The sequence below is a fragment of the Peribacillus sp. NPDC096540 genome, assembly GCF_050278525.1.
In the GTDB taxonomy this organism is placed as follows: Bacteria; Bacillota; Bacilli; order Bacillales; family DSM-1321; genus Peribacillus.
Genome location: NZ_JBNNTG010000003.1, coordinates 281,795 through 296,539 on the forward strand (window position 1 = coordinate 281,795; position 14,745 = coordinate 296,539).

The window sequence follows — 14,745 nt, forward strand, 5'->3', positions numbered from 1 at the left end:
CAACAGTCATCTCTATTTTTCTCACTTTTTTAATTAAAAAAAATAGGAGAAGTTTCTATGTTGGATTTAATGTATCAAATGATTTGGCGGATGTGTATGATTGTTACGATTGCATTCTTGATTACTCGACTTAATCTTTTTAGACAAATGATTTACCAGCGTTTAAGCTGGAAGGGTAAAGTAGTTATGATTTTTATTTTTGGTTTATTCGGAATAATCGGAAATTATACAGGGGTTGTTATCCAACCAGATTTTTCAAAAATACCATTTGATTATTCGTTCCATAATATAGAATCCTTTAAAGCAATTGCTGATACTCGCAATATAGGTGTAATAATAGGAGGTCTTTTTGGCGGTCCAGCAGTAGGCATTGGCGCTGGAATTATTGCAGGAGCACATCGGTACCTTCTAGGAGGATTTATTAACACGGCAACTTTTATTCTAACAGTAGTAGGTGGATTAATTGCTGGTTGGATCAATTGGAAAATTGCCTATAAGGAAAGGATTCAACCATCATATATTTTAATGATAAGTGTTTGTATCTTATTCATTCAAATTATTTTAATCCCTGTATTAATTGAATCCCATGAAGTGGGAGTTCTATTAATAAAATTTACAGGATTACCCATCATCATTGTAAATGGTATTGGAATATGGATCTGTGCGTTAATCTTTTATAGTGTCTTACGTGAAGAAGATAAAGCAAAAGCGAATCAGACCCAAAAGGCTTTATTTATCGCAAATAAAACATTGCCATTTTTTCGTCAAGGTTTAAATAAGCACTCTTGCGAAAAAGTAGCACATATACTATGTACTCATACAAATGCAGATTCTGTAGCTATTACCGATTTAAATGAAGTTTTGACTCATGTAGGAAAAGGGAAAAATTATGATCAATTATTGCAGGAAAATGATCAATATGCCATGAAACAAGTACTTAAAACAGGAGAGATATTTACTTTAAAATCTATTAGCGAGGATAGATCTATAAATACCAGGCATCCATTGAAAGCAGTCGTTATTGTCCCATTATTTGTTCGGGAAAAACCTATTGGCACCTTGAAAATGTATTATACAAATCCTTTTAAACTTAATGAATCGGAAAAGGAATTAGCTGAAGGGTTAATCATGTTGTTTTCCACACAGTTAGAAATAGGGGAGGCTGAGCGTCATAAGGAATTACTACAGGATGCAAAAATAAAAGCATTGCAAGCTCAAATTCATCCTCATTTTCTTTTTAATTCGATTAATGTTATTGTCGCTCTATGCAAAAGAGACCCTTTGTTTGCTAGGAAACTTCTTATACAATTAAGTACCTTTCTTCGTAATAATACGAGAGCGACAAGCCAGACTTTAATACCTATTGAGAAGGAAATGGAAAGTGTAATGGCTTATTTCTCTTTAGAACAAGCCCGTTTTCCCGAACGATTTACTCTTAAAACTTCTATACATTCCAGTCTTGAAAAGGCATTGATACCGCCCTTTACCATTCAACCTCTAGTTGAAAACGCAATTGTTCATGGATTTTTAGAACGGCTTATAAAAGAAACTGTTGAAATTAGTGTATACAATGAAGAAAGTTTCTTGAAAATTTCAGTTAAAGACAATGGTATAGGAATTACTAGCAAAAGACTGAAACAAATAGGAAGCCAAGCAACCCCATCAAATAAAGGGACTGGGATAGCGATACAAAATATTAGGGAGAGGCTATCATTAGTTTTTGGTTCAGAAGCTTCTTTTTCTATAAAAAGTCAGTTTAAAAAAGGAACAATCATTACGATTGTGGTTCCGCTACACTATGAAAGGTAGGAAAAGTATGTGATAAGAGCTTACTTGGTTGAAGATGAGATATTTGCCAGAGAGGACCTCAACGATTTACTTTGTCAAAGTAATAAAATAGAGGTAGTAGGTGAAGCAGATGAAATACAAAAAGCCATTTGGGAGATTCATCAATTAGAGCCCGAAGTTGTATTTTTAGACATTCATTTGGCAAAAGGAAACGGGATTGAATTAGCTAAACAACTTCGTACATTAAAAAAGCCACCTTTTGTTGTTTTTGTAACCGCTTTCGATGAGTATGCTGTAAAAGCTTTTGCGCTTGATGCAGTAGATTATATCTTAAAGCCATTTGATGAAAAAAGAATTGAACAAACAATAGAAAAAATAGTAAAGTGGAATCGATTAAAAACAGAAGATGACCAATCACAGATCGTAAAAGAAATAAAGCCGAGCATAAATATAAATAAGCTTGCGGTAGTCAAAGATGAACGAATTATATTGGTGGATATCCATAACATTATGTATATTGGAACAGAAAATCGCCAAGTATTTGTAAAAACACTAAATGATAAGTACGTAATTGATTCTGTCCTATATGAGATAGAACAAAAATTAGAAAATTTCTCTTTCCTAAGAGTGCATCGTGGATATATTATTAACCTTGAATTTGTTAATGAAATAGAACAATGGTTTAACGGTACCTATAATATAATTTTTTGTGATGGATCTAAAGTTCCAGTTAGCCGTTCTTATATAAAAAACGTTCGCAAACACTTAGGTTTTTAACAAAATCCTATCATTCTACTATTTAAAATTAGAAGGTTTCTCTTTAATTGACTGGCGTTTTATTTTACGTCAGTTTTTTATTGTCTTAATTTATCTAAATCTACTATGGTTGGAGAATGTTGGGTTAAAAGATAGAAGTTAGAATTTAGAATTTGTTTTATACGGTCATTTATATCATTACAACTACTTTATCTAAGTAGATGCCATTCGCCTCTAAATGAAAGCGCTTTATCTGTAAATAAACACATTTCGTCACTAATTTAACAAAATTTACAAATGGTTTTATATAATCTGAATTACGGAATATTCAGAAAATTATAACTTAAGAAAGGTTACCTTAGGTAAATAGAATTTTAAGTAGGAATTTGTGATTATTCCCAGAAATGAGAGCGCTTTTATTAAAAGGTTTGAATTAAGAAAAAATATTAAAGGAGGAACTTCAATGAATGATCAATCGCAAGCAAAGCCAAACAAAAAATGGAAAGTTCGTTATTCAGTGTTATTAGTATTATGGTTATGTTGGTTATTTTCATTCTTGGATCGAATGGTTATCACCATCGCCTTACCATTTATCGGGGAAGATTTTAACTTAAATGCAACAGCACAAGGATTACTACTAAGTATATTCTTTGCCGGTTACGCATTGTTCCAGATTCCAGGCGGAATGTTATCAGATAAATTTGGTTTCCGTCGTGTTATGAGTATCGCCATTATTTGGTGGTCCGTTTTTACATCTTTAACGGGATTTATTTTCACTTTTCCTCTTTTGTTAATTGCTCGTTTTGTTTTCGGTTTAGGTGAAGCGTGTTTACCGGGTGCATCATTCAAAGGAATCGCTACGTACTTCCCTAGTAAGCAACGCGGTACAGCAACAGGAATTCAATCAACAGTAAACACTTTGGGACCGGCTATAGCGGCTGTTGTAGCAGCTTCGATCATAGGATTATTTGGCTGGCGTGCAGTCTTTATCGTTATGGGTATTCCAGGTCTTTTCCTCGGAATTTATATTTGGATAAAGTTAAAAGATAATCCAAAAGATCATCCAAAAATGGCCAGCGAGGAACTTGCAGAATTAGATGAAGAATTAGACGAAAATTCTCCATCCAAAAAGAAATCGGATGTATCTTTTAAACAACTCTTAACAAAACCGATTTTATGGCAAATGTCGCTCATTTGGTTCTTCTTTGATATTACGTTCTGGGGCTTTACATCTTGGCTTCCTTCTTATCTTATCAACGAAAAAGGTCTTTCTCTTATGGATACGGGTATCTTTAGTGCATTACCATATTTAGTTGGTACAGTAGCGATCGTTCTTGGTGGTTATTTATCAGACAGAGTAAAAGGAAATAGAAAATGGGTGTTTATCCCTAACGCACTAGCTGGTGGTTTAGCTTTATTTTTAATGTTTCAAGCTTCCTCTTTAACTATGGTCATCGTTTACCAATGTCTTGCAGCATTCTTTATGTTCATGGCTCAAGGTGGGTTTTGGGGTCTGGTTGTTGAAACTCTTCCCGCAAAAATTATGGCATCCGGTTCAGCAACAGTTAATTGTTTTGGATCTATTGCAGGTTTCATCTCTCCATTCTTAATGGGTTACATGATCGAAACTAGCGGTTCCTTCAATTCCTCTTTCATCATAATGATTGCGGCTTTAGTTATAGCAGCTGTTACCGCGTTGACTATTGGTGGAAAGCCAAAAGAAGAACCTATAAATTTAGCAACGGAACTTAAAGCTCAATAATATAAGAAACAAAAAAACAGTATAAAAAGGGTCTGCTTTTTAAAGAGTTAGACCCTTTTTACTTAACCAGGGAGGACTCAAAATCAAAATTTTATTCGGGTAACCGAACGTATAGTAAACTGGTTTTCCTCCGAACTAATCTAAGTAACCCCCCCTTAGAATCAGTCTATTATGATGAACCCTAGCCGTCTCCCACTATCTCATTTTTCAGGAGAGTTTTACATGTTTTTGTAATTGATGGTAAAAATAATAAGAACAAAAAATCGTTGTATCAAATGTATTTATAGAATTGTTTTTTTAAAACAACTTCTAAAGGATTTTCTTTAAAAGTGAGTCAAAGATGTAAAACATTTATTTATAAATATTTTTAATTTATATAGCAATTTTTAGCTGGAAGGGAGCTGAAATTGTGTGATTCGTATTCGTAAAAGGTTAAGAAAACGGAGATTTCATACTAATCAAGAAGTGAAGCCGCAGAAAAGTTACAAAATCTTAGTGAAGATTTCAATTAAAATGTTGAGAGGCCTTTCGTTCGTTTTATGTGACTTTTGCAGATTGTGTTGAGTGGTGTTTTCCAACAATTGCTTTTGCATAGTAGTCATTAACTTGCTATACTAATTCATGCACACTCGAAATAGCGTTCAGGTAATCGCTGCGCTTATGCGTAGAGGAAAGTCCATGCTCGCACGGAGCTGAGATGCCCGTAGTGTTCGTGCCTAGCCAATCAATAAGCTAGGGCAGTTCGGCGTAAAGCTGGATTGACGGCGAGGGAAAACACCTAAGTCTAAGGATACGGTCTAGTACCTCCTAACGTGCCACAGTGACGAACTTCATTGGAAACGATGGAGATGGAACGCGGTAAACCCCACGAGCGAGAAACCCAAATTTGGTAGGGGAACTATTTCGAAGGAATTAAACGGAGAGATAGACGGTTGAGCTTTAACCGTAGATAGATGATTGCCACCGGAGTACGAGGTTAAAACTGATTGCAGTACAAAGGTACAAAACATGGCTTACAGAACGTTATTAGAACAGGAATGTGCAGACAGCAAACCTTCTTTGAAGGTTATTTTTTTTGCAAAAAAATTGGTGTTGCATAGTATTTTCATCATACATCTTAATTAAATAAGAATACTTTTCCACTCCTTATAGAACAAAGGAAGAAATAAACCTTTATTAAAAGAAAAGTTAATTTCTTCTAATACCTTTCTAGGTAGATTCGAAGAACTCGATTTCTGCCACCCAAAAATCCTTTCAACAGAAGCGATCTTGCAAGCATACTCAGAATAAATTCAAAGACGCTATCTGATCAAAATATTCTTTGGAGAGCCCTAAGGGTCTGCTCATAGGATGAAAGGCAGCAAAAGACGCAGCCTAACATCTTTTGGCATCTCGCTTCCCTCTAAAATCTAAGAGAACAACTGGCTGTAAAGCAGCAAAGAACGCTATCAAAGGAACGGTTTGGTAAAAGTTTTAAAACATAATTTAACATATATGTCATTATATATTATGTGTTATCATATAATATATCTTTAAATTTAACTTGGCTATATCATCATTATTATTAAAATATACATTTATAGAGATTAATTATTTGGAAAAGTTAACGTATTGTTTTTTAACATCTTTATTTTTCATATACTGATTGCTACAACGACATATTTAGGTTTTATTTGGAGGTAAACTCACCAAGTTTTTGCATCAAAGAATGATTCAATATCTTTTATGCTTCTTCACCAGAAGCAACACCAAGTGTAAACGGGTAGTTGCTGAATTTCGGAGCGAAACTTCCCAATGCTGATTCCATTTTTATCGAAAGAGAAACAGCAGTGCCGAGCAATATAATGAAGCCTAAATTCCTGTTGTAAAAGGAGTATAGGGTTTTTAATCAGAGAGTTGCAAGAAATTGTAATTAACTGAATCTAATAAAAAATAATTAATTCTGAAAATTTATATAATTTTAGCACTGAGAGTGTTTTAATAAATGTAAGCGGTTTAAATTATCGGATATGTGATGTCTGAAGGGAAGGTGGTGGATGTGTGAAGGTAAACAAAATCTCGACGAAGAAAGGTCTGATTCAGTTGTGGAGCAAATTGGGGAGATGATTAAATCTGGAACGTTAGTTGCGGGAGAAAAGCTTCCTTCTGTCCGGGAACTTTGTGAGATGTTTGGTGTTGGCCGTTCTGCTGTTCGCGATGCCATTACTACATTAAAAGGTAAAGGCGCTGTCGATGTTAAGCAGGGGGAAGGCACTTATATCCTTGAATTTAATTCAACTAGGTTATTTAACAATCATCTGTTGATTCCTAGCTCAAGAGATATCAGTGAACTTTTTTAAGTAAGGAAGATCTTGGAGGCTGGAATTGTTGAGATGGCCGCATTAAATCGATCAGAAGCAGATCTACATCTCATTGAAAAAATTCTTTCAAACCAATCTATTAGTGGTTGGGAATCGGATTATCATTTGCATACGGCAATTGCCAAAGCAGGAGGCAATGAAATTATCATGCAACTAGTGCAATTCATTTCCGCCATGATGAAGAAAGCAATGATTGACTTTCATAACTATATTGAGAAAAATCCAACCACTCTTCAGATTATTGAGAAACAGCATTTACAAATTTATGAGTCAATTAAGTTAGGGATTCCTAAGCAAGCGAAACAGATGATGATGGAGCACCTGAATTTTGTCGAAAAAGAGCTTTTACAAAGTCATGTCCTTCAGCGATAACGAGCAGGAAATTCAGTAACTTATTTTTTTTACTAAATATAAAAACACTGTTGCTTATTGAGAAACTAAAAGAGGTGTTGGAATTGATTACTGAAGAACTTTTAACAGAATTAAAGGCCATAATACCAGAAGAGCAAGTAATAGCAGGGGAGCAAAATCATCCGTTGGGGAACTGTGGACAGGTAAAGGTATTTCCGCAAACAGAGGAAGAAATAGCAACTATTCTTATATATGCCAATGATAATGGTAAAAAGGTATTCGTTGAAGGCGGCGGAACGAAAAGAGGATTTGGCGGCTTGACTGAATCGGCCGATATTTTAATTTCTCTGACTAATTATAAAGGCGTTGTGGAACATGTTGTTGGCGACATGACGTTAACCGTAAAAGCTGGGACAACCTTTAAGGAATTACAGGATTATCTCGCGCAACATAAACAAAAAATTTCACTCGACCCTTTCCAACCTGAATCAGCTACAATTGGTGGAATCATCTCATCAAATGATAGCGGTCCTAAGAGGCTGGGGTATGGCTCTTCGAGAGATGTAGTCATAGGTCTAAGACTTGTGTACCCGGATGGTAAAGTGATTCGTGCTGGGGGAAAGGTTGTAAAAAATGTTGCAGGCTATGATATGAACAAATTATTTATCGGTTCAATGGGTACGTTGGGAGTGTTATCTGAAGTAACCATAAAGCTCCGTCCACTGCCTAAATATGAAAGTCTAATTTTATTAATGTTCCCGTACGGAAATATCGAAGAAATTCGAGCGTTTTCCACAAGGTTCTTTGATTCCACGATGGAACCTGTAACTCTTGAACTTCTAAGTCCAACACTCTCAGAAAAATTGACAGGCCAATGCTATTTCACTTTAGCGATTGGGCTCGAGGATGTTGAAACCTCTGTACGATATCAGGAAAATCTTATCCAAAGAATTCAACCAGAACAGACGGATTTGAAAATCCTTGGCCAACAAGAAGCGCAGTTCCTTTGGAACCAATTTTATTCGCTTAGCCTTAGTCCTTTAGCGGATGGCAGCAAGGTAACACAAGCTTCTTTAAAAATTGGCGTGATAAACATGGACGTACCGGATGTAATAAAGGAAAGCCATCTTCTGGGGGATTCACATAATTTAGTAGTTGAAGCCCATGGCGGGTTAGGTCACGGCTTATGCCAGGTAAACCTGTATGGTACTAATGAGGATATTGTTGCAGCCATACGAAAAATTAGAGACTCCGTTTCAAGGATGGGTGGATACGCCGTAGTGAAGAACTTACCTTTTGCTTTACGGCAGGAAGTAGACGTTTGGGGTGAAAAGCCTCCGTATTTCTCCCTATTAGAAGGAATTAAAACAAAGGTTGACCCCAATAGAGTCCTTAATCCTAAACGATTTGTGGGAGGAATCTAGTGATGAGTATAAAAGAAGTGGATTTAAAGCAAGATCCGGCATGTACCACCGGTTTAAGCAATTTTCTTTCGAAAGATCATCCGGATGGAAACAAGTGGGCAGATTGTGTCCACTGTGGTATGTGCTTAGAATCATGCCCGACTTATGAGCTGACAGGTCAGGAACAGCATTCCCCCCGCGGACGCGTTCATTTGATTAAATCGGTGGCAGAAGGTAAACTCTCTGTCAACGAGCAGTTTATGGATCCTGTTTTCGCATGTCTTGATTGTCGTGCCTGTACCACCGCCTGTCCAGCGAATGTTGACGTTGGTGGGCTTATTGAAGAAGCGCGTGGCCAGATTCGCCAGGCTATGCCATTAACAGGAATAAAAGGAGCGGTAAGCAAGGTGTTCCTGAAAGGCCTGTTTCCACATCAAAACCGGTTGAATTCACTAGGAAGCCTGCTGCGATTCTATCAAAAGAGCGGAATGCAAAAGGTAATACGAAAAACAAAGCTGATCAATATCATGCCACAGCATTTAGTGGACATGGAAGCGATCATGCCTGAAGTGAAGGAGCCTGTTCGTAAAAAGTATAAAAATGAAAACATTATTAAAGCCAAAGGTAAAACAAAAAATGAGGTTTCTTTTTTAACGGGTTGTGTTATGGATGTTATGTTTAGTGATATTAATGAAGCAACGATTAAAGTTTTAACCCGTAACGGAAATGACGTGACCATTCCAAAGAATCAAACCTGCTGCGGGGCGCTGCATGTACATGCTGGTGACCGTGAGACAGGCAGAAAGCTTGCGAAGCAAAATATTGAAGCATTTAGAGATTCCAATAAGGTGATTGTCAACGCAGCTGGCTGTGGATGTGCACTTAAGGAGTATCCGGAATTATTCCGAGAAGAACCTGAGTGGCATGAAAAAGCAGAAGAATTTGCTGCAAAGGTCGAAGACATATCGAAATACCTTCATGCCACTGGGTATGAAAAACCAAAAGCTGAATTAAACACACGTATCACCTATCATGACGCATGCCATTTGGCACACGGACAGGGAGTGCTCCAGGAACCTCGCGATATCTTACTCGATATTCCTGGAGTGGAAATGGTGCATATGCCAAATTCGGACCGCTGTTGTGGCAGTGCAGGAATTTATAATATTACTAATCCTGAAATGGCATCTGCCGTGCTCGAAAGCAAAATGGAAAATGTCCCTGAAGATGTGGAAATGATATCGATGGGTAACCCTGGGTGTATGCTCCAGATGGCAATAGGTGTGCAAAAGCATGGTAGAAACCAAAAAGTAGTGCACACGATTCAGTTGCTAGATTGGGCTTATCAAAAAGAGGAAGGCAAGGGGGGACTATAATGGCGGTCAAGGGAATCAAATCAAAGGATCAGCATATTATTAATCTCGCAAACATCGTAGGGGATGCCCGTTCCATTGTTTACCATAAGGAAGATTTAATAGCTTATGATTGTGATGGCTTTACATTGCATAAGCATTTGCCTAAAGCGGTTGTGTTCCCAAGCCATACAGAGGAAGTCGCTGCGCTTGTTAAATATTGCGCCGACAATCAGTTGCCTTTCCTTGCCCGCGGTGCAGGGACGGGTCTAAGCGGAGGGGCTATCCCTTTAAATGAAGAGGTTGTTATCAGCATAGTCCGAATGAAGAAGCTGCTAAGTGTCGATTTCGAGAATAGACGAGCAGTTGTACAACCGGGTTTTGTCAATCTTAAGCTGACGAACTCGATTGCTGAAAAGGGCTATTATTATGCACCGGATCCATCGAGCCAGTATTGTTGTACAATCGGTGGAAACGTCGCCGAAAATGCTGGTGGTGCCCACTGTCTAAAATATGGTGTGACTACGAACCATATCCTCGGTCTTGAGGTTGTTTTACCAAATGGTGAAATTATTGAAATTGCAGCTAATGGCATTCCTGATTCACCGGGATATGATTTGCTTGGACTGTTAACAGGTTCTGAGGGGACTTTGGGAATTGTGACAAAGATAACTGTCCGAATTTTGAAGAACCCGGAAGCAAAGCAAACAGTGTTAGCTTATTTTGATAAAGTGGAAGATGGCAGTCAGGCAGTTTCTGATATCATTTCAGCAGGCATTGTTCCTGCTGCCCTAGAAATGATGGATAAAACCGCGATTGAGGGTGTGGAAACGGCCGCATTCCCGGTCGGTCACCCAAGGGATATTGAAGCGGTGCTCCTTATTGAAGTGGATGGGATTGCAGCAGGATTGGATGAGCAAATCAATCAGATCTTGGAAGTCTGTAAAAGCAGAAACGTTCGTGAGGTTAGAGCGGCCAAGGATGAAGCAGAACGAGGCAGATGGTGGGCAAATCGTAAAACGGGGTTCGGCGCAATGGGAGCGATTTCTCCTGATTATTTAGTGCAGGACGGTGTTATTCCTCGAAGCAGGCTGCCAGAAGTTCTAAGCAAAATTAATAAAATTAGTGAAGAATCAGGGCTCCGGATTGCGAACATTTTTCATGCTGGGGACGGTAACCTTCATCCGTTAGTCCTTTTCGATGCTAGAATTCCCGGACAAAGTGAAAAGGCTTTAGAAGCTGGAAGTGCCTGTCTTCAAATTTGTGCTGATGTGGGCGGTACCATTACCGGTGAGCATGGCGTCGGTATTGAGAAAAGGGAAGAAATGCGCTTCGTATTCACTGATGATGAAATTAGGGCACAAACTGATATTCGTGAAGTTTTCAATCCTCATAATCTATTAAATGCAGGAAAACTATTCCCGATGCCGGGACGTTGCGCAGAAATCAAAAGAGACATAAAAGAAAAAGAAGCTTCCATTTCATAACAAAATCATATAGATGATCATTCTATTTTTAAAAACAAATAATGAACTGTCTTTTGGATAGGAAAACAACTAGTTTTGGAAACACATATGTTCGTACTCACTGTTTTCAAACGAATCTTAGGAGGAATCGTAACATGATTGGCTATGTAAAAACAGGAAATCTTCAAGTGGCGCTGGAACTCTATGAATTTATTAATTTAGAAGTACTTCCAGAAAGTGGAGTGGGTTCAAAGCAGTTCTGGTCCGGCTTTGAATCGTTAATCCACGATTTAACACCTAAAAACAAGGAATTATTAGCGACTCGTGATGATATTCAAAACAAACTTAATAAATGGTACTGCGAAAACAATGAAAACTTTGACTTAAATACGTATAAGTCATTTTTGACAGAGATTGGTTATCTTGAACCGGAAGTAGAAGATTTTGAGATTACTACTATTGAAGTGGACGATGAAATCACCATTCAGGCAGGTCCACAATTAGTTGTACCAGTAAATAATGCACGTTATGCGATTAACGCAGCTAACGCCCGATGGGGAAGCCTCTATGATGCGCTATACGGGACAGATGCAATCAGTGAAGAAGATGGTGCCCATCGTGTTGGCAGTTACAACCCTGCCCGCGGTGCAAAGGTAATCGAGTTTGCAAGGGATTTTCTTGATCAGGCAGCACCATTAAAAGATGCCACCCACAAGGACGCAGTTTCCTACACGATTACGGATGGCAAATTAAACGTGTCTCTATGCAATGGCACTACGACAGTATTGAAAGATGAGGAAAAGTTTGTCGGCTATCAGGGAGATCAGGAAGACCCTTCAGCTATATTGCTAAAAAATAACGGACTTCATTTTGAAATTCAAATCGACCGTAATCATCCGATAGGCAGAACAGATGATGCTGGTGTTAAAGATGTCCTGCTTGAAGCAGCTGTTACCACCATTATGGACTGCGAAGACTCTGTAGCTGCGGTAGATGCTGAAGACAAAGTGCTTGTATACCAAAACTGGTTAGGCCTTATGAAAGGAGACTTATCATCAACTTTCATAAAGGGCGATAAATCAATAACCCGCATACTTAATCCTGATCGCCGATACTCATCACCAGCTGGAGAAGAAATTACGTTGAAAGGCCGTTCACTTCTATTTGTCCGTAATGTAGGACATTTAATGACTAATAGTGCGATTCTTGATCAAAACGGTGAGGAGATTCAGGAAGGGATTTTGGATGCAGTCATCACGAGCCTAATTGCAAAACATACGCTTCTAGGAAATGGTCCATATCAAAACACTGCGAAGGGCTCTGTCTATATTGTAAAACCAAAAATGCATGGTTCTGAAGAAGTCGCTTTTGCAAATCAGCTTTTTGACCGAGTCGAAGATTTGCTTGGGCTTAAACGGAATACCCTTAAAATCGGAGTAATGGATGAGGAACGCAGAACCACTTTGAACTTAAAGGCATGTATTAAACAAGTTAAAGACCGGATTGTTTTTATTAATACTGGGTTCCTTGACCGAACTGGCGATGAAATTCATTCTTCCATGGAAGCTGGTCCAATGATTCGTAAAAATGATATGAAATCATCAAAATGGCTGCAGGGCTATGAACAATCGAATGTTATTACAGGACTTGCAAGCGGGTTTAAGGGCCGTGCGCAGATTGGTAAAGGTATGTGGGCAATGCCGGATTTAATGGAGGAAATGCTAAAGCAAAAAATCGGCCATGTAAGGACCGGAGCGAATACAGCTTGGGTTCCCTCTCCAACAGCAGCTACATTGCACGCATTACATTACCATGAAGTGGATGTAAGAGCAGTACAGCATGAAAAGCTTAATCATACAGCAGACTTACGGGAAGATATTTTAGAAATTCCAGTTGCTAAAAATCCTGAATGGACTCCAGAGGAAATCCAGGAAGAGCTTGACAACAATTGCCAAACTCTTCTAGGCTATGTTGTCCGTTGGGTAGAACAGGGGGTTGGTTGCTCCAAAGTACTAGATATCAATAACGTAGGACTCATGGAAGACCGCGCAACATTACGGATTTCCAGCCAGCATATGGCAAACTGGCTTCACCATGGTATTTGTACGAAAGAGCAAGTACTCGAGACATTGAAGCGCATGGCCAAAGTAGTGGATGAGCAAAATGCTGGTGACCCTTTTTACCGATCCATAGCTCCGAATTACGACGACTCGGTAGCATTCCAGGCTGCTTGCGAATTAATCTTCGAAGGATATTATCAGCCAAATGGTTACACGGAACCAATTCTGCACCGTAGACGTATTGAAGCAAAGTCTAAGTTAGGGATAATACAATAATCATTTGAAATTTATAGGTTCAGGGAGGCTGACTCAAAACAAGGGAGTCAGATCCCTTTTGAGTCACCTTCTTGATGTACCTATAGGTAATACAAGAAACACTGTATCGGTTGTTATAACTGCACTCGAGCCTGAGAAAAAACAGTTTCAACAATCGTCATCTTATAGAAGGAAAAATGAATGGAGGCGTTAAGGCTATGCGAAAACTTCGGGATATGTCACTGAAATTTCATAAGTAGCCAAAAAGAAAAAAAATGTAAATGTTAAAGTTACTGTGGAGGACGCAGATGATTTAAGTCTGGTCTATTCACCCGGGGTAGCAGAGTCTTGTATAGAAATCTATCTTTACCCTGATAAAATCTATGATTATACCATTAAAGGAAATCTTGTAGCTGTGGTATCCGATGGATCCGCTGTTTTAGGCCTCGGGAATATAGGTCCAGGTGCCGCCATGCCCTTTATGGGGAGGAAAAAAGCAGCATTACAAGGACGCGGTCATTTTTGCAATGGCAAACCCGGTACCGGAAATCATGCCGGAAGAGGCAATTGAAGCCAGAGCGGGAGTGGTTGGGACTGGACGATCTGATTTGCCTAATCAGGTAAATAATGTACTGGCTTTCCCAGGGATTTTTAAAGGGGCGCTACAGGTTCATGCTTCTGAAATCAATGAAGAAATGAAATTGGCTGCCTTATATGCAATTGCTAATTTGATCGGCTCTGAGGAGCTTTCACACGACTATGTGATTCCTCATGCATTTGATAAAAGAGTCGCAGAAGCAGTAACAAAAGCAGTTGCGGAAGCTGCTATAAAACCGGGAGTTGTCCGAAAGAAAATTGAACAAAGAATTATCATTTGAGAGGAAGTATTACAATGAAATTTACAAGATTTACTGCAGGTTCTTCAATCCATACAGGTGTGATTACAGACTTTCGATACCGCTATAGATAAAATAAAAGTGGAGTGTCTAATAAACTGTACCCTGTAGAGTAGACACTTTAAAAAAAGTGGCTGCCCTACAGGGTCTTTTTTTGTACAATGAAATGACTACAGGCAGAGGAGAACGGAAAAATGGCTAAAAAGCTCTTTACGACAAAAGAAATAGAGATATTGTCAACCAATCCATATGTGAAATCAGTCAGTACTAAAGGAATTACATATACTGATGAGTTT

At 38.4% G+C, this 14,745-nt stretch carries 10 protein-coding genes, 1 other RNA gene and 1 pseudogene; all 12 read left to right on the forward strand.

What is annotated here, in order from left to right:
• The first annotated feature begins 57 nt into the window (after positions 1-57).
• Positions 58-1,809: a LytS/YhcK type 5TM receptor domain-containing protein gene (locus ACQKMR_RS05240; protein ID WP_427696334.1), complete on the forward strand. Its 1,752-nt coding sequence runs from the start codon at positions 58-60 to the stop codon at positions 1,807-1,809.
• Positions 1,810-1,818: 9 nt separating this feature from the next.
• A complete protein-coding gene (locus ACQKMR_RS05245; protein ID WP_427696335.1) occupies positions 1,819-2,565 on the forward strand; it encodes a LytR/AlgR family response regulator transcription factor in 747 nt (248 codons plus the stop codon).
• Positions 2,566-3,007: 442 nt separating this feature from the next.
• Entirely contained in the window at positions 3,008-4,306 is a 1,299-nt protein-coding gene (locus tag ACQKMR_RS05250; protein WP_427696336.1) for an MFS transporter, read from the forward strand.
• A 637-nt stretch (positions 4,307-4,943) separates the two neighbouring features.
• An RNA gene (gene rnpB / locus ACQKMR_RS05255) (RNase P RNA component class B) lies at positions 4,944-5,327 on the forward strand.
• Between the two features lie 1,015 nt (positions 5,328-6,342).
• A complete protein-coding gene (locus ACQKMR_RS05260; protein ID WP_427696337.1) occupies positions 6,343-6,645 on the forward strand; it encodes a FadR/GntR family transcriptional regulator in 303 nt (100 codons plus the stop codon).
• 33 nt (positions 6,646-6,678) lie between these two features.
• Complete coding sequence (locus ACQKMR_RS05265; RefSeq protein ID WP_427696338.1) at positions 6,679-7,038, forward strand: FadR/GntR family transcriptional regulator; 360 nt, start codon at positions 6,679-6,681, stop codon at positions 7,036-7,038.
• Positions 7,039-7,121: 83 nt separating this feature from the next.
• Positions 7,122-8,441 (forward strand): FAD-binding oxidoreductase, encoded by a 1,320-nt coding sequence (locus ACQKMR_RS05270; RefSeq protein WP_427696339.1) that lies wholly within the window; start codon positions 7,122-7,124, stop codon positions 8,439-8,441.
• A gap of 2 nt (positions 8,442-8,443) precedes the next feature.
• Positions 8,444-9,796: a (Fe-S)-binding protein gene (locus ACQKMR_RS05275; protein ID WP_427696340.1), complete on the forward strand. Its 1,353-nt coding sequence runs from the start codon at positions 8,444-8,446 to the stop codon at positions 9,794-9,796.
• Complete coding sequence (locus ACQKMR_RS05280; protein WP_427696341.1) at positions 9,796-11,259, forward strand: FAD-linked oxidase C-terminal domain-containing protein; 1,464 nt, start codon at positions 9,796-9,798, stop codon at positions 11,257-11,259. Before ACQKMR_RS05275 ends, ACQKMR_RS05280 begins: the two co-directional genes overlap by 1 nt.
• A gap of 134 nt (positions 11,260-11,393) precedes the next feature.
• Entirely contained in the window at positions 11,394-13,574 is a 2,181-nt protein-coding gene (locus tag ACQKMR_RS05285) for a malate synthase G (protein ID WP_427696342.1), read from the forward strand.
• Between the two features lie 274 nt (positions 13,575-13,848).
• Positions 13,849-14,124 (forward strand): hypothetical protein, encoded by a 276-nt coding sequence (locus ACQKMR_RS05290; protein ID WP_427696343.1) that lies wholly within the window; start codon positions 13,849-13,851, stop codon positions 14,122-14,124.
• Positions 14,060-14,431, forward strand: a pseudogene (locus tag ACQKMR_RS05295) (malic enzyme-like NAD(P)-binding protein); the annotation flags it as partial. The gene ACQKMR_RS05290 and the pseudogene ACQKMR_RS05295, both read left to right, overlap by 65 nt.
• Positions 14,432-14,745 lie beyond the last annotated feature (314 nt).

Coding starts and splice junctions, on each gene's coding strand:
- ACQKMR_RS05240 (WP_427696334.1), top strand. CDS start 58: ATGTTGGATTTAATGTATCAAATGATTTGGCGGATGTGTATGATTGTT.
- ACQKMR_RS05250 (WP_427696336.1), top strand. CDS start 3,008: ATGAATGATCAATCGCAAGCAAAGCCAAACAAAAAATGGAAAGTTCGT.
- ACQKMR_RS05260 (WP_427696337.1), top strand. CDS start 6,343: ATGTGTGAAGGTAAACAAAATCTCGACGAAGAAAGGTCTGATTCAGTT.
- ACQKMR_RS05265 (WP_427696338.1), top strand. CDS start 6,679: ATGGCCGCATTAAATCGATCAGAAGCAGATCTACATCTCATTGAAAAA.
- ACQKMR_RS05275 (WP_427696340.1), top strand. CDS start 8,444: ATGAGTATAAAAGAAGTGGATTTAAAGCAAGATCCGGCATGTACCACC.
- ACQKMR_RS05280 (WP_427696341.1), top strand. CDS start 9,796: ATGGCGGTCAAGGGAATCAAATCAAAGGATCAGCATATTATTAATCTC.
- ACQKMR_RS05285 (WP_427696342.1), top strand. CDS start 11,394: ATGATTGGCTATGTAAAAACAGGAAATCTTCAAGTGGCGCTGGAACTC.